Consider the following 18165-nt stretch of genomic DNA (forward strand, 5'->3'; position numbering starts at 1 on the left):
CTCCCGCCTGGCTCGATTCCGGGCGGGAAGGAGAACGCAATGAACCACAAGCTACAGCTGGTCAGCGCGACGCTCGCGGGCGTATTGGTCACCGTGGCGGCGGCCGGCATCGCCTCCGCCAGCATGGATCATGGCCAGAATGGGGACCTGGGTCGATTCGCCCGCGCCGATGCCGATGGCAACGGCACGATCACCCGCGCCGAATGGATCGCGGCGGCCAATGCCCGCTTCGACAAGCTCGATGTCAACAAGGACGGCAAGCTAACCCCGGACGAGCTGCCGCATCATGGCCGGCACCATGGCGGGTGCGGCTCGGGCGGCGGCGACGAGCCGCCCCCCGGCAATGCGAGCTGATTCACGAGGCCGGAGGCAGCGACATCGGGGCGAACCGCTCAGGGGAACGCCACGATGCTGCCGTCGAGCGGAAGCTCGTCTCGGCGCAAGTGCGCGCCGGGCGCCTCCACGGGAACGGGCGCCGCCGGATCGAAGCTGTTCTCGATCTTCGCGCCACCGAGAAGCGTGAACCGGTCGATGACGAAGGGGAGTCCTTCGGATCGCTCAAACGCCGGCCGGTCGCTGATGTGGAAATGGAGATGCGGAGCGCCCGCGCTCCCGGTCTGGCCGAGGCGGCCGATCGCCGTGCCGCGACGCACGCGCTGCCCGGGCCGCACCTTCACACTGCCCGCCTGCAAATGCGCGTAATGCGCATAGACGCCGGGCGCGATCCGCAGGACGACGAAATTGCCGTACAGCGTCCGCGCGGTGAGGTCGTCCGGCACCTGCTGCGGCGCGAGCGGCTTGCCGTCGGGAATGCCGTCGCGCGCATCGACCACCACGCCGTCGCGCACCGCGAGCACGTCGCGGCCATAGCCGATCCAGTCCGCATCCATGGTCGCGGCCGGCGACGCGTGCGCGCCGCGGATCGAGTGATTGCCGGCGTCCAGCCCGAACCAGTCGATGGCATAACGCTGCGGGATGCTCAGCGTCCCGCCGATCGCGACCATGCTGCCCCAGTGGTGCGACAAGTGATTGCCCGGCCCCTCGACTGCCAGCCAGCGTCCGTCGCGCAGGGGTGGGCCGATCCGCACCGGCGGCGCCGCGATCACCGGCGTGCGCACATCATCGGCGCGCTGGATCGCCCCCTTGTCGGCGCGGAAGGTCAGCTGGTGCCGCAGCGAGGCGGGACGAGCGCCGGGCCGCACCGCGAGCCAGAGGAACAGCGTCCGGCTTGCGCCATCGGCGATGGGGATGCCGTCCGCCGCCGCGTCGCCTGCCGCCCCGGCGCCGAGCAGCGCGCGCAGCTCCGCCCCCTCGATCGTCTTCAGCGGCACGCGGGCACCGTCCGCGAAGATCGCGAGGCGCGTCAGCTTGAGCGGCGCGTCGCCCGAATAGTGGCTGGTGACCTGCAATTCATAGGCGAGATGCCGCTTGCCGTCGCTGCCGGTGACCGGGCGCGGCGCCACGCGGATGCGCGCTTCCATCTGGGCCTGATGGACCGGCTCACCCCGATCCTGCCCCACCGGCGCGACGATCGACAACAGCAGGGCCAGTCCCTGCACCGGATGGAACACCATATCGACGCCACGCCCCGAGCTTGCATGCCACCAAGACGACGCCCCGGCGATCCGGTCAAGGCACTTCCGCACCCCCAGCCGGGCTTCACACCGCCTCCAGCAGGATTTGCTCGACTTCGCCCTGCCCAAGGGCCGATAGAGCCCGCGTGACGAGTTTTGCCTTCCTCCCCGATCCCGCGACGCCGCTTGCCCGCGAATCCGCCGCCCAGGCCTTTGCCGACATTCTCGACGGCAATGTGCCCGAGCCCGAGATCGAACATTTCCTGATCGAGCTTTCGGTACGCGGCGAAACCAGCATCGAGATCGCCGAGGCGGCACGGGCGATGCGCGCCCGGCTGATTCCGATCACCGCTCCCAAAGGCGCGATCGACGTGTGTGGCACCGGCGGCGATGGGCATCACACCCTCAACGTCTCGACCGCGGTGAGCCTGGTCGTCGCCGCGGCGGGCGTGCCGGTCGCCAAGCATGGCAACCGCGCCGCCTCGTCCAAATCGGGCGCGGCCGACACGCTGGAGGCGCTCGGCCTCGATCTCGACCGTGCCGGCGCCCGGGCCGAGGAATCGCTTCACGAGCTCGGCATCGCCTTCCTGTTCGCCCAGGCGCACCACCCGTCGCTGGCGCGAATCGGGCCGCTGCGCCGCCGCATCGCCCGCCGCACCATCTTCAACCTGATGGGGCCGCTGGCCAATCCAGCCCATGTCCGCCGCCAGCTGATCGGCATCGCCCGCCCCGATTACGCACCCATCTATGCCGAGGCGCTCGCGCAGCTCGGCGTGGATTCCGCCGCGATCGTGTCGGGCGAGGAAGGGCTGGACGAGCTTTCGACCGAGCATGCCAGCATCGTGGTCAGCATCGGCAGCTCGGGCCTGCCCGCGCGGATCGCACCCGAGGACGCCGGCCTGCCCCGCCATCCCCTGGCCGCGATCCGCGGCGGCGGCCCGGAATATAACGCCCTTGCCCTGCGCCGCCTGCTTCAGGGCGAGCCCGGCCCCTATCGCGACGCCGTTCTCCTCAACGCCGCCGCCGCGCTGGTGATCGCGGGCGCGGCGAGCGACTTGCGCGAAGGCGCCGAGGAAGCCGCCGAAGTGATCGACAAGGGCCTTGCCAAGGCGCTGCTCGACTGCTGGATCGCCTTTTGATGTCCACGATCCTCGACCAGATTCTCGAAACCAAGCGCGCCGAAGTCGCCGAGCGCAAGGCGCGCATCCACGTCAATTACAGCAGCGCCGGCGAGGAGGATCCCGAGTCCGCCTATGAGCTCGACGTCGCGTTCATGCCGGGGCCGCGCAGCTTCGCCTCGGCGCTGCGCCGCAAGATCGCCGAGGGCGGCTATGGCCTGATCGCCGAGATCAAGAAGGCCAGCCCCTCCAAGGGCCTGATCCGCCCCGATTTCGATCCGGCCGCCCATGCCCGCGCCTATGCGGCGGGCGGCGCCGCGTGCCTCTCCGTGCTGACCGATCATCAATATTTCCAGGGCCATGAGGATTATCTCAAGGCCGCACGCGCCGCCTGTACGCTGCCGGTGCTGCGCAAGGACTTCATGATCGATCCCTGGCAGGCCCATGAATCGCGCGAGATCGGCGCGGACGCGATCCTGCTGATCGTCGCCGCGCTCGAGGATGGCCAGATGGCCGAGATCGAAGCCGCGGCAATGGAGCAGAATCTGGAAGTTCTGGTCGAAGTCCATGACGCCATGGAACTCGAGCGCGCGCTCCGGTTGAAATCGCGGCTGATCGGCGTGAACAACCGTAATCTCAAGGACTTCGTGGTCGATGTCGAGCGTACGATCGACGTGCTGCGCCACGCGCCGGACGATTGCCTGTTCGTCGCCGAGAGCGGCATCGCGACGCATGCCGACATCACCCGCCTCGCCGATCACGGCGTGCGCTGCTTTCTCGTCGGCGAATCGCTGATGCGCCAGTCCGATGTCGAGGCCGCCACCCGCAAGCTGCTGCAGGGATGAACGGCCTGACGCATCTCGACCAAACCGGCGCGGCGCGCATGGTGGATGTCGCGGGCAAGGCCATCACTGCGCGCGAAGCGATCGCCACCGGGCGGATCGCCATGTCCGCCGAAGCCGCCGCCGCAATCCTTGCCGGGGCAGTGAAGAAGGGCGACGTGCTCGCCACCGCCCGGATCGCCGGGATCATGGCCGCGAAGCGCACCGCCGAGCTGATCCCGCTCTGCCACCCGCTGCCGCTCACTCGAGTCACGGTCGAGCTGACGCCCGACGGAGCCGGCGTAACGGTCACAGCCACCGCCGCCACCGAGGCGCAGACCGGCGTGGAGATGGAAGCGCTCACCGCCGTCTCCACTGCGCTGCTCACTCTCTACGACATGGCCAAGGCGCTCGATCGGAAGATGGTGATCGGCGAGATCCGCCTGCTCGCCAAGAAAGGCGGCAAGTCGGGCGACTGGAGCGCCTGAACCGCGGGGAATGCTCCGCCCCGGGCATGTCGCTACGCTGGCGTTCGCGCCGCTGGAACAGCGCGAAGGATCGGCAATCGAGAAACAGGCTCAGAAAACAGGTGACGTCCATGTCGAAGCTTGATAGTTAGCCTATAACCTAACTATTAGAGGATGCCATGACTCTCCAGCTCTTCGGCCACCCCTTCTCGTCCTACACTTGGAAGGCGCTGATCCCGCTCTACGAGAACGGCACCGCCTTCACTTTCCGCAACCTGGAAGACGCCGGGGCCAATGCCGAGCTCGAGGCCCGCTGGCCGCTCAAGCTCTTTCCGGTCCTGGTAGAAGGCGATCGCACGGTGATCGAGGCGACGGCGATCATCGAATATCTCCACGTCCATCACCCCGGCCCGGTGCCGATGATCCCCCACGATTCCGATATCGCGGTGCAGGCACGGATGCTCGATCGAGTCTTCGACAATTATGTGATGGGCATGATGCAGAAGCCCGTGCTCGACGCGCTGCTGCCCCAGGAACGGCGCGACCCCATCGGCCTCGACGAGGCGATGGCCCGGCTCGACAAGGTCTATGCCTGGCTCGATGCCTATCTGGCCGGGCGCGTCTGGGCGGCGGGAGACGGTTTCACCCTCGCCGATTGCGCCGCCGCGCCCTCGCTCTTCTACGCCGATTGGGTGCGCCCCATCCCGGAGGCGCTCGGCAATCTGCGCGCCTATCGTGCCCGCCTGCTCGCCCGCGCCTCGGTCGCGCGCTGCGTCGAGGAAGCCCGGCCCTATCGGGCATATTTCCCGCTGGGTGCACCCGAGCGGGATTGAGCGGCCCCATTAGGAATTTCGCAACCCTGCGAATTAACCCCGCCTTCAGACCCTGAGCCCCACTATCGGCATGGGCGCTGGGGCGGGAAAAATCTGTTATGCGACAAGGACTTGCGTCCTCCACCATTTTCAGCCTGGCGGCTGAGCCGCCGGGCGCGCAGCTTCTTGCCGAGCCGGGCGATCATGCCGCCTTCGATGCGGCCTTCCTGGCCGGCGAGACTGGTCGCCTGGCCTGCGCGATCCGCAAGCTTAGCGCCGTCGGCGCCATGCTCCAGCTGGGCGACGAAATAGTCGAGGAAGAGGGGCTCCGGCTCGAACTCGCCAACGGCCAGTCGCTACCCGGCCGCATCGCCTGGACCGAGCAGGGCTCGGCAGGATTCCTGTTCGACACGCCGATCGACGTGATCGGCACGCTTGCCCGCAATCTCGCCGCCCTCCCCGCAGAGCGCCGCTCCGTGCCCCGCGTCGAGCTGCACCAAACGATCTGCGTACGCCGCGGAAATCAGGTCGAATTCACGCGCAGCCGCAACCTTTCCCAGGGAGGCTGCGGCTTCGAGACCGACATCGCCCTCCAGTCGGGCGATGTGGTGCAGGTCAATTTCGACGGCCTGCGGCCGCTCGACGGTGCAGTGAAATGGGCGCAGGGCAATCTCGCCGGCGTCGCCTTCGACGAGGATCTTCCCTGGCAGGTGCTGATGCCCTGGTTGCGCCAGGTGCAACAGACCCCGCCCCATCACACGCGCGTGGCGATGATGCACGAGCCGACCGGCCTGATCCCGGACAAGCAGGCGATCCGCCTCGACACGCCGGCGCGTGTGCGCGAGGGCGTGCGCTGGTGGAACGTCAAGCTCCGCGCAATCACGCCCCAGCTCGTCGAATTCGAGACGCGTGCGCCCTTCGCGACCGGCGCCCAGCTGTGGATCTCGCTGCCGAACATCGGCGGCGGTCCGGCCTCGGTGATCGAGACCGACGATCGCCACCGTTTCCTCTGCGAATTCCGCCTGCCGCTGAAACAGCACGACCTTGGGCGGATCGCCGGCCGATCCTGAAGCTGGCGCCCCGCATCGCGCTGGCCTAGGCCGGATCGATGACTGCACTGCTCCCTGTCGCCGAAGCCCAGCGCCGCCTGCTCGAGCGCGCCGTGCCGGTGGCGGAAGCGGCATGCCCGCTCGCCGAGGCGGTGGGGCGATGGGCAGCCAGAGACGTGGCGGCGCTGCGCACCCAACCGGCCGCCAGTCTCTCCTCGATGGACGGCTATGCGATCCGCTTCGCCGACTTGCCCGGCCCCTGGGAGGTGATCGGCGAAAGTGCCGCCGGCCATGGCTTCGGCGGCAGGATCGGCCCCGGCCAGGCCGTGCGAATCTTCACCGGCGCGCCGCTCCCGCGCGGCGCCGATACGGTGCTGGTGCAGGAGGAAGCCGCACGCACCGGCAGCCGCCTCGCCCTCGCCGGTGAGGGCCCGGCGCGCGCCGGCGGTAACGTCCGCCCGCGGGGGCTCGATTTCGCGGACGGGGACGTACTGATCCGCGCCGGGGAAGCAATCACGCCCGCCCGGCTCGCGCTCGCTGCAATCGCGGGCCATGCCGCGCTGCCCGTCCGCCGCAAGGTGCGCGTCGCCCTGCTTTCGACCGGCGACGAACTGGTGCCACCCGGCGCTCCGCTCGGCCCCGATCAGATCCCTGAAGCCAACCGCCTGCTCCTGGCCGCCGTGCTCGCCGGACTGCCCGTGGCGCCGATCGACCTCGGCATCCTGCCCGATCGCCGCGATGCGCTCGAAGCGGCGTTCCGCGGGCTCGACTGCGACTTGCTCGTCACCACCGGTGGCGCCTCGGTCGGCGATCACGATCTCGTCCGCCCCGCGCTCGAAGCAGCCGGCGCCGCGATCGATTTCTGGAAGATCGCGCTGCGGCCCGGAAAGCCGATGATGGCCGGCCGGCTGGGCAATACGGCAGTGCTCGGCCTGCCCGGCAATCCCGTCTCCGCCTTCGTCACTGCGGTGCTGTTCGTCCGTCCGCTGGTCGCACATCTCGCCGGCGCGGCCGATCCGCTGCCGCGCACGCGCACGGTTCCCCTCGGTGAGCCCCTGCCCGCCACCGGCCCTCGTGCCGATTATCTCCGCGCCGAACTGATCGACGGTCGTGCCCATGCCGCGACGATCCAGGACTCCTCGATGCTGCGCACGCTGGCGCGCGCCAGCTGCCTGATCGTCCGCCCGGCCGGGGCTCCGGAGGCGAAAACCGGCGACTCGGCGGAAATCCTCGACATCGCTTGACAAGCAGGCGGAACATTGCAAAAACGTTCCCAGTCTGTTCCAGACCGGGAGAAACTGGATGCTCACGCGCAAGCAGCACGAGCTCATCTGCTTCATTGCCGATCGGCTTGCCGAGACTGGCGTGTCACCTTCGTTCGAGGAAATGAAGGAGGCGCTCGATCTCAAGTCGAAATCGGGCGTTCATCGGCTGATCTCGGCGCTGGAGGAGCGCGAGTTCATCCGCCGCCTGCCCAATCGCGCCCGCGCGCTCGAAGTGCTGCGCATGCCGGAACGGGGCGAGACCAAGAAGGGCTCGGGAGCGAAAACCGCGTCGCCCATGGCCTCGACTTCCGCAACTTCCGCGCCGTCGACGCCCCCGGCTCCCGCCAATGACGTGGTCGAGATCCCGCTGCACGGCCGCATCGCTGCCGGTACGCCGATCGAGGCGCTGCAGGATTCGGCCATGCTGCCCGTCCCCGCGGCCCTGCTCGGCGCGGGCGAGCATTATGCGCTCGAAGTAGCAGGCGATTCGATGGTCGAGGCCGGCATTCTCGACGGCGACTATGCCCTGATCCGCCGCACCGAGACTGCCCGCGACGGGGAAATCGTGGTGGCGCTGATCGACGAGAATGAAGCGACGCTGAAATATTTCCGCAAGGAAGGCGCGATGATCCGGCTCGATCCGGCCAATCGCGACTATAATCCCCAGCGCTACCGGCCTGACCAGGTCCGCGTGCAGGGCCGCCTCGCCGGACTGCTCCGCAAATATTGAGCCCCGGCGCCGCCCGGCGTGCGTGCCTGCCGGCGCCGCAAGCCGCAAAGCCCGGCCGGATGAACCTCGATCGATTCTAGGCCAGGAATTCGATCCAGGCGATCTTGCCGTCGCCATTGCGGTCGAGTTCCTGGAAAGGCGCAAGGTCGGGTTGCCTGCCGAGGAAGCCGAACAGGCTCCACGCCGCGGCATATTCCCTGGGCGTCAGGGTGTCGTCATGATCGGCATCCAGCAGATCGAAGCCCGCCCGGATCGACCGCAGCTGGTGCATCGCATATTCGGCGAAGCTGACCTTGCCGTCCCGATTGGCGTCGGCCTTGGCGAGGTCGAAATCGATTGCGGAAACGGCGAAGGGCCGGATGCCATGCGCGCTGGGCATCGCAGCGCGGCGCAACGGGAGCGCCATCACACGGTGTGGTCCGCATTCTCTGCCTGGCAATGGCCGCCGCGGGCCGAACTCGTCGGGCGTGAGCAGTCCATCGCGATTGCGGTCCTGTGCGACGAAGCCCGGCCGGAAGTCCGGCGATGCCGATACTGCAAAGGGCATGACCAGCCCCAACGCCCCGATCATCGCCGCCGCAGCGACAGGGCGGAACCAGCGCCCTCGCACCGGCGCTTCCTGCGCTTCGCCTGCCAGCCGCGCCTCGACGAAGCCGCGCACCGCGTCGCTCGCCGTGCGCCCCTCGGCACGGCATTGCGTCATGAAAGCGCGCTTCACCGCATGCGGCAACCGCACTTCGATCGTGTCGCTCTTCTTGGGAGGCCGGATCATGGCTGAAGAAGAACCCCGCGCCGGGCCGAAGGCCAGCGATTTCGTGTCCCGACAACAGGATCCGCATCCGGCATACGCGATGGCTGCACCTTGGGCGGATCAATCCAGGGATGCCGGCCCGTGCCGCGCACCATCGTCACCCGGCCACCGGCAAAGGCAATCGCCACGCCCCCGGTCTTCGCCAGCGCCGGCCGGTCGAGCTTGAGCCAGCGTGGGGTGCAGCCGGCGGGCAGGCGCCGGTCGCTGATCATCACGTCGACGCTGCGGCACAGCGCCGTGAGTTCGGCCCAGGGCAGCGCATAACCGCTCCGCGTCGCCGCCACCCGCCAGACGCGGCCCGCGGCCCGATGCTCGATCATGCAGAGATCGAGGCTGCACCGCGCGCCCGGCTGCTCGGCCAGCGCGACCGGCTCCGCGTCCGATCCACCCGTCTCGGTCAACATGTCACGTGTATAGTCACCGGCCCGGTCGCGCAGCAGCGCCATGCTGCCGTCGGTCATGCGGATTGCGAGATGCCGCCCGTCCCCGGTGACGATCAGGTCCGGCGCGGGCGTGGCGAGCATCCAGGCGAGGCCGGCCGCCAGCGGCATCGCGCCCGCCCAGCGCACACCGGTACGCCACAGGGCCAGCCACAGGCCGCCTGCCGCCATCAGCGCGAAGGCGCCGGACGGCATGGCCGGCAGCGCCGCAACCGCACCCGGTGCCGAAGCGGTGGTCCTGGCCAGCCAGAGCAACAGGTCCAGCGTCCGCGCAGTGAGCCACCAGGCAGGATCGCCGAGCCCGATCAGGTCCAGCAGCAGCGCCAGCGCCTCGAGCGGCATGATCACGAAAGTAGTGAGCGGGATGGCGACGATGTTGGCAAGCGCGCCGTACAGCCCCGCCTGATGGAAGTGGAACAGCCCGATCGGCATCAGCGCCAGCTCGACCACCACGCCGGTAAGCAGCAGCGAGCCGGCGCCGCGCAGCAGCGCCGCGCCCCGCCCCTCCTCGCGCTTGCCGAACCAGCGATGCATGTACCGGCTCTCGTGCAGCGCGACGATCGCCGTCACCGCCGCGAAGCTCAGCTGGAAGCTCGCCCCCGCCAACGCCTCGGGCCAGAGCAGCAGCACGAGCATCGCCCCCGCGGCGACGAGCCGGAGCGTGATCGCCTCACGCCCCAGGCTGAGCGCCAGCAGTACGAGCAGCGCCGCGACACAGGAGCGGATCGTCGGCACTTCGGCGCCGGTCAGCCAGGTATATCCGATCGCCGCCAGCGCACCCGCGCCGGCCGCGACCAGCGGCAGGCGCCAGCGCAGCGCCAGCGTCGGGCTCAGCGCGAGCAGCTTGAGCACCAGCAGCATCGCCGCGGCGGTCACCGCCGTCACGTGCAGCCCGCTCACCGACAACAGATGTGCGAGCCCCGAGCGCTGCATCGCCTCGACATCCTCCTCGGCGATCGCACCCTCGTCGCCCGTGGCGAGTGCGGAGGCGATGCCGCCGCCACTGCCCGGGATGCGCGACTGGATATGCGCCGAGAGCGCGGCGCGCAGATCCGCGCCCGAGGCCTCTTCGGCGGCGGCGAGCATCTCCACCGGCGCGAATCCCTTGCCCGTCGCTCCCAGGCCGTTGAACCAGGCGGTGCGGGCAAAATCATAGCCGCCGGGCACCGAAGCTTCGGCCGGCGGCATCAGCCGTGCCCGCAACCGCACCACCGCGCCCGGCGCCATGCCCTTGGGCAGGTCCTTCGCCGCCAGATTCACGCGCACCTGCGGCGGCAAGTCGCGCTGCCCGGGCTCCAGCGTCACCCGCATCAGCTCGCGCGCCGGCAGCGGTTCGATACGCACTACGCGACCGGTAATCTCCACCACCGCCGGGCGCGCCAGCACGGGCGCCGCCACATGCTCGGCCCGCCACCAGATCAGCGCGCATCCCACCGCGAGGAAAATCCCGCCGATCAGCAGCATCCGCCCCAGCCGCCCCGGCAGCGCCAGCCCGAGCAGCGCCGTGGCGGAACATGCCAGCAGGAAGCCGATCCAGCGCGGCGCATCGGGCAGCAGCAGCCAGGCGGCGATTCCTCCGCCCAACGCCACGGGCAGCCAGAGCGGCAGTTGCGCGCGCTCCGCCTCGAGCCAGCGCTCGATTGCGTGGCCGGTCTGGCGGAATCGAGCCAAGCCCCCCATTTGAAGGGAGGAAAACCCCGTGCTAGGGGCGCCTACGGCGGCTGAATGGGCCATCGAAAATCTAGTCTGGGAGCAAGCGCGGTTGGGCGCAACATCTGATACGGGTGCGAAACGGGTCGTCACGCGGTTCGCGCCGTCGCCTACGGGTTTCCTCCACATCGGCGGTGCGCGCACCGCGCTGTTCAACCTGCTGTTCGCCCGCCACCATGGCGGCACGTTCCTGCTGCGCATCGAGGATACCGATCGGGTGCGCTCGACCGAGCCCGCGATCGCAGCGATCCTCGACGGGATGCGCTGGCTCGGCCTCGATTGGGACGGCGACGAAGTCTATCAGTTCGCCCGCGCCGAGCGGCACGCCGAAGTCGCGCGCACGATGCTCGCCCATGGCCATGCCTATAAGTGCTTCGCCACCGCCGAGGAGCTGGAGGTGATGCGCGCCGAGCAGAAGGCGAACAAGCAGCCCCTGCGCTATGACGGCCGCTGGCGCGACCGCGACCCCGCCGAGGGCGGTAACGCGCCCTATGTCATCCGCCTGAAGGCGCCGCGCGAAGGCGCGGTGACGATCGAGGATCATGTCCAGGGCCCGGTCACCGTCAACAACGGCGAGCTGGACGATCTCGTCCTGCTCCGCTCGGACGGCACGCCGACTTACATGCTCGCGGTGGTGGTCGACGATCACGACATGGGCGTGACGCACGTGATCCGCGGCGACGATCACCTGAACAACGCCTTCCGCCAGCTGCCGATCTATCGCGCCATGAACGCAATAGAGGGAGGCTGGGAAGAGCCCGAATACGCGCACATCCCGCTGATCTTCAACCCCGACGGCACCAAGATGTCGAAGCGCAAGAACGCCGTCGCGGTCGACGAATATCGCGATCAGCTCGGCATCCTGCCCGAGGCGCTGTCCAACTATCTGCTCCGCCTCGGCTGGGGGCACGGCGACGACGAGATCATCAGCCGCGAACAGGCGATCGAATGGTTCGAGTTGTCCGGCGTCGGCAAGTCACCGTCCCGCTTCGACCTCAAGAAGCTCGAGAATCTCAACGGCCACTATATCCGCGCGTCGGACGATGATCGCCTCGCCGATCTGGTGGCCGCGCGAATCGGTTTCGAACTTTCGGAATCGCAGCGGGATCTTCTGCGCCGCAGCATGGCCGCGCTGAAGCCGCGCGCCGCGAATCTCCTCGAATTGGCGGAAGGCGCGGGCTTCCTGTTTCGCACCCGCCCACTGGAATTGGACGACGGTGCCCAGGCTCTGCTAGAGGGCGACGCGCGGACGCTGCTGGTCCAGCTCCACGCCGCGCTTGACGGCGTGGAAAGCTGGGATACGGAAGCGCTCGAAGCGGCGGTACGCACCGTTGCGGAAGATGCGGGTGTCAAGCTCGGTGCGGCTGCGCAGCCCTTGCGCGCGGCGCTCACCGGGCGCCGGACATCCCCGGGCATCTTCGACGTCCTGGCTCTGCTGGGGCGCGAGGAGAGCCTGGCCCGTATCGCTGATCAGATGACCGTGCCGGCCTGATCCCAGGTCCGGCCCAAATATAGGACGACGTTTATGAGCGATACCGCGAAGCTGCAGGTTCCGGGGAAGGACGTTGAGTATCCGGTCCTGTCGGGCAGCGTCGGACCGGACGTCATCGACATCCGCAAGCTCTATGGCCAGACCGGCATGTTCACCTACGACCCCGGCTTCACGTCGACCGCGTCGTGTGAATCGGGCCTGACCTATATCGACGGCGACGAAGGCGTGCTGCTCCATCGCGGCTACCCGATCGGCCAGCTCGCCGAGCATTCGAGCTTCATGGAGGTCAGCTACCTCCTGCTGAACGGCGAGCTGCCCTCGCAGGCCGAGCTCGACAAGTTCAGCCACACGATCACTCGCCACACCATGCTGCACGAGCAGCTGGCGACCTTCTATCGCGGTTTCCGCCGCGACGCGCACCCGATGGCAGTGATGTGCGGCGTGGTCGGTGCGCTTTCGGCCTTCTATCACGATTCGACCGACATCACTGATCCGCAGCAGCGGATGATCGCGTCGCACCGGCTGATCGCGAAGATGCCGACGATCGCGGCAATGGCCTACAAGTACAGCGTCGGCCAGCCGTTCCTCTATCCGCAGAACGACCTGAGCTACACCGGCAACTTCCTGCGCATGACCTTCGGCGTGCCGGCGGAGCCCTATGAAGTGAACCCGGTCGTCGAGAAGGCGCTGGATCGCATCTTCATCCTCCACGCCGATCACGAGCAGAACGCGTCGACCTCGACCGTGCGCCTGGCCGGTTCGTCGGGCGCCAATCCCTTCGCCTGCATCGCGGCGGGCATCGCCTGTCTGTGGGGCCCGGCGCATGGCGGCGCCAACGAAGCCGCTCTCAACATGCTGCGCGAAATCGGCCGTCCGGAGCGCATTCCCGAATATATCGCCCGCGCCAAGGACAAGAACGACCCGTTCCGCCTGATGGGCTTCGGCCACCGCGTCTACAAGAACTACGATCCGCGCGCGACCGTGATGCAGAAGACGGTGCGCGAAGTGTTCGATGCGCTCAAGGTCAGCGATCCGGTGTTCGAAGTGGCGCTGCAGCTTGAGGAAATGGCGCTCAACGACCCCTATTTCATCGAGAAGAAGCTGTTCCCGAACGTGGACTTCTATTCGGGCGTTATTCTCTCGGCGATCGGCTTCCCGACCACCATGTTCACTGCGCTGTTCGCGCTGGCCCGCACCGTGGGCTGGGTGGCGCAGTGGAACGAGATGATCTCGGACCCCGAGCAGAAGATCGGCCGGCCGCGCCAGCTCTACACCGGCCCGACCCAGCGCGATTACGTGCCGGTCGGCCAGCGCTGAACTCCCTGCCCTGCTATCCAGTCGAAATCGCCGTCTCCGCCTTCGCGGGGGCGGCGATTTCGGTTAATGCTCCCCTGACCTTCTCCAGGGAGCCGTCCGAATGCGCCAGAATATCCTGATCTTCGCCGGCATCCTCGGCTTCGTCGCGGGCGTGGTGTTCATGCTTCAGGGGCTCGGCATTCTCCATCTGCCCGCCTCCAGCCCGATGATCGGCAGCCAGACCTGGGCGATCCGCGGCGGCGTCATCGCGCTGCTGAGCGCGATCCTGGTCGGCGGCGTCCGCCTCGTCCCCACCGGAGCCGAGCGCAGGGCGGCCCGCCTGGCCGAGCGCGAGGAACGCCAACCTTAACCGCAGCATACCAACGGGTTCAGCAAAGCGACTCAATCGCTTCTCTATCGTTCTGCCCATGCGGGAAGAGAGGAATGGAGAAGCGAAATGTATCTTGCCAAGCTGATTGCCGCGGCCGCGCTCGCCACTGTCGGCGTCGCGAGCGCCGCTACGCCGGCCGCTGCCGCCCCGGTGCCCACCACCAGCGTGATCGCGCTGGCCGCCGCCGCGCCGGCGGCGCAGGACTGGCGCTATCGGGATCGTGACCGCCGTCATTGGAATCGCGATCGCCGCCATTGGGATCGTGGCCGCCATCGCGGCTGGGACCGCGGCCGCTATCATCGTGGTAATCGCTATTGCCGCACCGAATGGCGCCATCATCGCCGCGTGCAGGTCTGCTATCGCCGCTGAGGCAGCCTGAGGAGGCCGCTGGGGCGTCCGCCGGGTTCCGGCGGGCGCCCTATTGCCGGATCGGCAGGCTGAACACGAAGCGGGCGCCCTGCCCCGGCGCGCTGTCCACCACCAGGTCGCCGCCCATTGCCCGGGCGAGGCGGCGAGCGATGTAGAGGCCCAGCCCCGATCCGCCCGGTTCATTGGGATCGACCCGGCCGAACTTCTCGAAGATCTTCTCCTGATCGGCATGGGCTATGCCCTTACCCTGATCGGCGACGATCACATGGCCGCGCGCCTCGTCGCGCTCCAGCCGGATCCACACCATCGCGCCCGCGGGCGAATAGCGCACGGCGTTGCCGATCAGGTTGACCAGCACCTGGAGCCCGCGGCGGAACTCGCCATGTACCGGAATGCTCTCGTCCATCGCCGGCCGGTCGATCCGCACCTCGGCCTGGGCCGCACGCACCGCCAGCAGGCCGGCGGCGCGGCGCGCGACATCCGCCAGGTCGATCTCCTCGTCCGCCGTGCCGAAATCATCGCGCTCGATCGCCTGCAGGTCCACCAGATCGTCGACCAGCCCGAGCAGGTGCCGCCCGGCATTGGCGATGTCGCTCGCATATTCCGCATAGTCGGGCTTGAGCGGCCCCTCGGTCTGCGCGCTGATCGAATCGGCATTGGCGATGATCTTGCCGAGCGGCCCGCGCAGCGCGCGGTCGAGCCGCTGGCTGAACGAATCGGGGAAGCCGCCAAAGGGCACCGCGGCGGCGGGCACCGGCGCGTCCACCTTGGGCGCGACCGGCAACGCCTGGTCCAGCATGTGCGCCGCCCCCACGAACCCGGCGAAGCGGCCGCCCGGATCCGTGCGCGGCGTGGCGGCCAGGCGCACCATCCGGCCGGTGCCGCGCAATTCGGCCTTCTGCCCGTCGAATCGCCCCTGGGCCGCGACCGCCGAAAGGATCGGCAATTCGCCAGCCTCGTCCTGTTCGAGCCGGAACAGCCGCGTCAATGGCTGGCCGAGCATCATCGAGCTGTCGAACCCGTAGCGCGCGCCTGCCTCGATCGAGAGGAAGGTGATGCGCAGCGACGCGTCGGTTTCCCAAAGCCAGTCGGCAGCCGAGCGAAAGAAATCGCCGTCGCGTTCGGGCTCGCTCGCCGGCGCGCGCCAGCCCGGCCGCAGCCGCCAGCCGCTGACCTCGAGGCGCACGCCGCCCTGCTCGGGCTCGGCACGGACCCACAATTCCAGATCGTCCTCGCCGTCGGCGGCGATGACGTTGCGCGAAATGGCGATGCCCAGGCGCTGCGAGAGCCTGGCAAGGGTGGCGATCTGGGGCACGGCGAGCGGGGTGCCGATGGTGCCGCCGGCTCGCATGTTGAGCTCGAACAGCCGGGCCTCGGCATCGATCAGCCGCCCTTCGGCGTCGAGCCGGGCGATCGACAGCGGCAGGTTCGGGTCGATGACGTTCATTTCGCCCCTCCCCGCTGCAAGGCGATCCGCGCCGCGCGATAATCCGGATCGAGCCGGAGCGGCGCCAGCGCGGCGCGTGCATCGGCAGGGGCGATCGCGGCAATGGTGTCGAGCGTGTCGGCGAATTTCTCCAGGTCGCGCCGCGGATCCGCCTCGCTCAGCGCATAGCCGATCTGAGCGACGCCTTCGCGGCCGATCTCGAGCGCGCGCAGCGCCAGCCAAAGCCGTTCGGCAGCGGGGTCGAGCACAAGATCGCGGGCCAGCGCATAGGGAACGCCCAGCGCATGGGCGAGCAGCGCGATGAACAGCACGATGCGCCGGTCGCCCAGCGATTCGACGAGCATGCCCGAAAGCTCGCCCGGCTGGGCGTCGATCGCTGCGGCGAAACGCATCGCCGCCGCCTCGAGCCGGTCGCCTTCGTCATAGGCGGCGAGGCTGCGCTGCGCCGCTTCGCAAAGCGCGCGATCGAGCGCCTCGTTGATGCCCTCCACGCCTTCGCGCAGCGCCGCCGCAGTCCACCACACCAGCTTGTGGTGCAACTCGGCGGGAAGCTCGGTCTGGAATTGTCCCACTTCGGGACTCGTCCTGCGACGACTTTCGGCGATCAGCACCGCCATGGCGCTGGCGGCGACCACCCGATCGGGGTGCTGGACGAATCGGTTGATCAGGCTGGGCCGTTCGGGATCGTCCGGGGCGCTCATCGGCAGCGCGGTGCCCAGCATCTCCTGGCGCACCCTGGCGATCAGCTCGGCCATCAGTTCGCCGTCACGCAACAGGCCGGAGGACCATAGGCGCGCAAGCACGGCGGTATCCGGCTCGATGAGCGCGCCAACTAGCTCCGCTTCGCCGCGCCCGGTGAGCAGGCGCACCGCATGCTCGCGAATCTCGCCTTCCACGGTCTCCACGAGCCCATGGACCAGCGCGGCCAGGCCTGCGCGGCTGTGCTCGTCGAGCCGTGCTTCCTCGGGCAGAAAGAAATCCTCGACCGCGATCATCAGCCCCCTATAGGCGCGCAGCTCCGCAGCCGCCGCACGTGCGAGCAGCTCCCGGGCGCCAACGGCCAAGCCATCGCGCATGTCGACGGGATTATCCGACATCGACCTCAAGCTAGCGGAAATGTCCTTAAGACGAGACTAAGCTTTTTCGCGCGTGCCCTCAACCGCCGCGGCGAGCGTGGCGAAGGAATATATCGCAAGTGCAGCAAGGCCGATCGTGGCGAATCCGGCCAGCGCGAACGGCGTCAGGATAAGGAGATTCGCCGAGGGGCTCGCCCACCAGCGCCTCGGCCGGGAAGGCGCGCGCTCGACCAGCAGTTGAGCGGCAGCGGCCACCAGGGCGAGCACCGGCGGCGTGGTGCTCGCCGTTGCCGCGAATTCAACCCAGCCGGTGAGCAGCACAACCAGAGCGAACAGCGCGAAGATCGCCCATTCGAGCAGGCTGGCGCGCTTGTCCTCGCCGCGCAGCACCGCCATCGCCGCGCCGGTGGCGAGCGTCGCGGTGCCGATCAGCGCCATGACGGTGCCCGCCCCGGGCCAGCGCATCGCAGTGAGGACCAGCGCCAGCGCGGCGATCGCGCCGCCGGCGATGCTCAGCGTCCAGCCGGGCACGTTGCGGCCGACCAGTTCGGGCAGCGCAATCCGGGCGGCGCGGGTGAACACCCAGCGATCCGCCCAGTCGGTGCGCCGCTCGGTAAGCGCAGCGAGCACGCCGGTATTGCGGGCCGCCAGCCCCTCAACGCTGCGTTCGACGGCGTGGCCGCTCTTGAGCCAGCCTGCGGTGAGCGGGACATGCTCGGCGCCCGATTGGGCGGCGACACGAAGCAGCGCCGACTGGAAGTCGTAGTCCTCGGGCATCTGCGCGATCTGGGCGAGCTGCTCCACCGTGATCCGGGCGACGCCGGCCCAGCTGTCGCGCATGTCGAGGCGTTCGATCGCGGCGGGCGAGGACGGATCGTCGGTGACGAGAAGCGCTTCGCTGCCCGCCGTCGCCATCTTGTCCATCACCGGATCGGTGGTGACCAGCCCGTCGGCCATCACCAGCACCTGCGCGCCGGGCGCGATCTTCTCGGCAGCTTCCTCGGCCGAGCGGACGATCTCGATACGGGGATGGCGCTTGGCCGCGCGGTTGACCGCGGCGAGCAGCGCCGGCGTCATCTTGCCGACCGCGACGAGCACCTGCTCGGCCCCGGCGCCGAACAGCAGCCGCGCCTGATATTCGAGCAGGGTCATCCCGCCGAAGGGCAATATCGCCATCAGCGTTCCCGGGCGGCCTTCGGCCTCCTCGACTGCGAATATGAGCCCCGCGAGCATCCTGGGGTGGTTAAGGGGTTCGCGCACGACAATCAAATTCCCGCTGGTTCCCCTCCCTGGAAGG

At 68.8% G+C, this 18165-nt stretch carries 18 protein-coding genes; 12 read left to right on the top strand and 6 right to left on the bottom strand.

The features are described from left to right. Positions 1–39 precede the first annotated feature (39 nt). A complete protein-coding gene (locus FFS08_RS13550; protein ID WP_249341042.1) occupies positions 40–354 on the top strand; it encodes a hypothetical protein in 315 nt (104 codons plus the stop codon). A gap of 38 nt (positions 355–392) precedes the next feature. On the opposite strand, the gene FFS08_RS13555 is transcribed toward FFS08_RS13550, so the two are convergent. Further along, a complete protein-coding gene (locus FFS08_RS13555; RefSeq protein ID WP_137862152.1) occupies positions 393–1574 on the bottom strand; it encodes a M23 family metallopeptidase in 1182 nt (393 codons plus the stop codon). Between the two features lie 146 nt (positions 1575–1720). Here FFS08_RS13555 and trpD point away from each other — a divergent pair, with 146 nt between their 5' ends. The 7 genes from trpD to lexA all read left to right on the top strand — a co-directional run bounded on the left by trpD (position 1721) and on the right by lexA (position 7836). Then, positions 1721–2713: an anthranilate phosphoribosyltransferase gene (trpD, locus tag FFS08_RS13560; protein ID WP_137862153.1), complete on the top strand. Its 993-nt coding sequence runs from the start codon at positions 1721–1723 to the stop codon at positions 2711–2713. Further along, positions 2713–3537 (top strand): indole-3-glycerol phosphate synthase TrpC, encoded by an 825-nt coding sequence (gene trpC / locus FFS08_RS13565; protein ID WP_137862154.1) that lies wholly within the window; start codon positions 2713–2715, stop codon positions 3535–3537. The genes trpD and trpC overlap by 1 nt, the downstream gene beginning before the upstream one ends. Further along, positions 3534–4001 (top strand): cyclic pyranopterin monophosphate synthase MoaC, encoded by a 468-nt coding sequence (gene moaC / locus FFS08_RS13570; protein WP_137862155.1) that lies wholly within the window; start codon positions 3534–3536, stop codon positions 3999–4001. The genes trpC and moaC overlap by 4 nt, the downstream gene beginning before the upstream one ends. Positions 4002–4159: 158 nt before the next feature. Then, a complete protein-coding gene (locus FFS08_RS13575; RefSeq protein ID WP_137862156.1) occupies positions 4160–4813 on the top strand; it encodes a glutathione S-transferase family protein in 654 nt (217 codons plus the stop codon). A gap of 98 nt (positions 4814–4911) precedes the next feature. Continuing rightward, positions 4912–5862: a PilZ domain-containing protein gene (locus tag FFS08_RS13580; RefSeq protein WP_137862157.1), complete on the top strand. Its 951-nt coding sequence runs from the start codon at positions 4912–4914 to the stop codon at positions 5860–5862. Between the two features lie 38 nt (positions 5863–5900). Further along, positions 5901–7085, top strand: a complete 1185-nt coding sequence (locus FFS08_RS13585) for a molybdopterin molybdotransferase MoeA (protein WP_137862158.1) — start codon at positions 5901–5903, stop codon at positions 7083–7085. A gap of 58 nt (positions 7086–7143) precedes the next feature. Then, on the top strand, positions 7144–7836 hold the full coding sequence (gene lexA, locus FFS08_RS13590; RefSeq protein WP_137862159.1) for a transcriptional repressor LexA: 693 nt from the start codon (positions 7144–7146) through the stop codon (positions 7834–7836). 76 nt (positions 7837–7912) lie between these two features. Here lexA and FFS08_RS13595 read toward each other — a convergent pair whose 3' ends face one another. Then, on the bottom strand, positions 7913–8608 hold the full coding sequence (locus FFS08_RS13595) for an EF-hand domain-containing protein (protein ID WP_137862160.1): 696 nt from the start codon (positions 8606–8608) through the stop codon (positions 7913–7915). Further along, complete coding sequence (locus FFS08_RS13600) at positions 8605–10767, bottom strand: ComEC/Rec2 family competence protein (RefSeq protein WP_171012606.1); 2163 nt, start codon at positions 10765–10767, stop codon at positions 8605–8607. Before FFS08_RS13600 ends, FFS08_RS13595 begins: the two co-directional genes overlap by 4 nt. A gap of 82 nt (positions 10768–10849) precedes the next feature. Between FFS08_RS13600 and gltX the strand changes: the two genes are divergently transcribed. The 4 genes from gltX (at position 10850) to FFS08_RS13620 (ending at position 14345) form a co-directional block, all read left to right on the top strand. Continuing rightward, complete coding sequence (gltX, locus tag FFS08_RS13605; RefSeq protein ID WP_137862161.1) at positions 10850–12289, top strand: glutamate--tRNA ligase; 1440 nt, start codon at positions 10850–10852, stop codon at positions 12287–12289. Between the two features lie 33 nt (positions 12290–12322). Further along, on the top strand, positions 12323–13606 hold the full coding sequence (locus FFS08_RS13610) for a citrate synthase (protein ID WP_137862162.1): 1284 nt from the start codon (positions 12323–12325) through the stop codon (positions 13604–13606). Positions 13607–13706: 100 nt separating this feature from the next. Beyond that, positions 13707–13955 carry a hypothetical protein gene (locus tag FFS08_RS13615; RefSeq protein ID WP_137862163.1) on the top strand — a complete coding sequence of 83 codons (249 nt, stop codon included), beginning with the start codon at positions 13707–13709 and terminating at the stop codon, positions 13953–13955. An 87-nt stretch (positions 13956–14042) separates the two neighbouring features. Then, positions 14043–14345, top strand: coding sequence for a hypothetical protein (locus FFS08_RS13620; protein WP_137862164.1), 303 nt, complete (start codon positions 14043–14045; stop codon positions 14343–14345). Between the two features lie 49 nt (positions 14346–14394). Here the strand turns inward: FFS08_RS13620 and FFS08_RS13625 are convergent, their stop codons facing one another. The 3 genes from FFS08_RS13625 to FFS08_RS13635 are packed head-to-tail and all read right to left on the bottom strand — an operon-like array spanning position 14395 to position 18128. Next, complete coding sequence (locus tag FFS08_RS13625; RefSeq protein ID WP_137862165.1) at positions 14395–15792, bottom strand: sensor histidine kinase; 1398 nt, start codon at positions 15790–15792, stop codon at positions 14395–14397. Then, a complete protein-coding gene (locus FFS08_RS13630) occupies positions 15789–16889 on the bottom strand; it encodes a DUF2336 domain-containing protein (RefSeq protein ID WP_137862166.1) in 1101 nt (366 codons plus the stop codon). The genes FFS08_RS13625 and FFS08_RS13630 overlap by 4 nt, the downstream gene beginning before the upstream one ends. Positions 16890–16925: 36 nt before the next feature. Next, positions 16926–18128: a hypothetical protein gene (locus tag FFS08_RS13635; protein WP_249341044.1), complete on the bottom strand. Its 1203-nt coding sequence runs from the start codon at positions 18126–18128 to the stop codon at positions 16926–16928. Positions 18129–18165: the final 37 nt, after the last annotated feature.

This window comes from Sphingomonas sp. 1F27F7B, assembly GCF_005503355.1.
GTDB lineage: Bacteria > Pseudomonadota > Alphaproteobacteria > Sphingomonadales > Sphingomonadaceae > Sphingomonas.

Bases quoted from the DNA above. Each gene is read 5' to 3' on its own strand.
- FFS08_RS13550 (WP_249341042.1), top strand. From the start codon at position 40: ATGAACCACAAGCTACAGCTGGTCAGCGCGACGCTCGCGGGCGTATTG.
- FFS08_RS13555 (WP_137862152.1), bottom strand. From the start codon at position 1,574: ATGGTGTTCCATCCGGTGCAGGGACTGGCCCTGCTGTTGTCGATCGTC.
- trpC (WP_137862154.1), top strand. From the start codon at position 2,713: ATGTCCACGATCCTCGACCAGATTCTCGAAACCAAGCGCGCCGAAGTC.
- moaC (WP_137862155.1), top strand. From the start codon at position 3,534: ATGAACGGCCTGACGCATCTCGACCAAACCGGCGCGGCGCGCATGGTG.
- FFS08_RS13575 (WP_137862156.1), top strand. From the start codon at position 4,160: ATGACTCTCCAGCTCTTCGGCCACCCCTTCTCGTCCTACACTTGGAAG.
- FFS08_RS13580 (WP_137862157.1), top strand. From the start codon at position 4,912: ATGCGACAAGGACTTGCGTCCTCCACCATTTTCAGCCTGGCGGCTGAG.
- FFS08_RS13585 (WP_137862158.1), top strand. From the start codon at position 5,901: ATGACTGCACTGCTCCCTGTCGCCGAAGCCCAGCGCCGCCTGCTCGAG.
- lexA (WP_137862159.1), top strand. From the start codon at position 7,144: ATGCTCACGCGCAAGCAGCACGAGCTCATCTGCTTCATTGCCGATCGG.
- FFS08_RS13595 (WP_137862160.1), bottom strand. From the start codon at position 8,608: ATGATCCGGCCTCCCAAGAAGAGCGACACGATCGAAGTGCGGTTGCCG.
- FFS08_RS13600 (WP_171012606.1), bottom strand. From the start codon at position 10,767: ATGGGGGGCTTGGCTCGATTCCGCCAGACCGGCCACGCAATCGAGCGC.
- FFS08_RS13610 (WP_137862162.1), top strand. From the start codon at position 12,323: ATGAGCGATACCGCGAAGCTGCAGGTTCCGGGGAAGGACGTTGAGTAT.
- FFS08_RS13615 (WP_137862163.1), top strand. From the start codon at position 13,707: ATGCGCCAGAATATCCTGATCTTCGCCGGCATCCTCGGCTTCGTCGCG.
- FFS08_RS13620 (WP_137862164.1), top strand. From the start codon at position 14,043: ATGTATCTTGCCAAGCTGATTGCCGCGGCCGCGCTCGCCACTGTCGGC.
- FFS08_RS13625 (WP_137862165.1), bottom strand. From the start codon at position 15,792: ATGAACGTCATCGACCCGAACCTGCCGCTGTCGATCGCCCGGCTCGAC.
- FFS08_RS13630 (WP_137862166.1), bottom strand. From the start codon at position 16,889: ATGTCGGATAATCCCGTCGACATGCGCGATGGCTTGGCCGTTGGCGCC.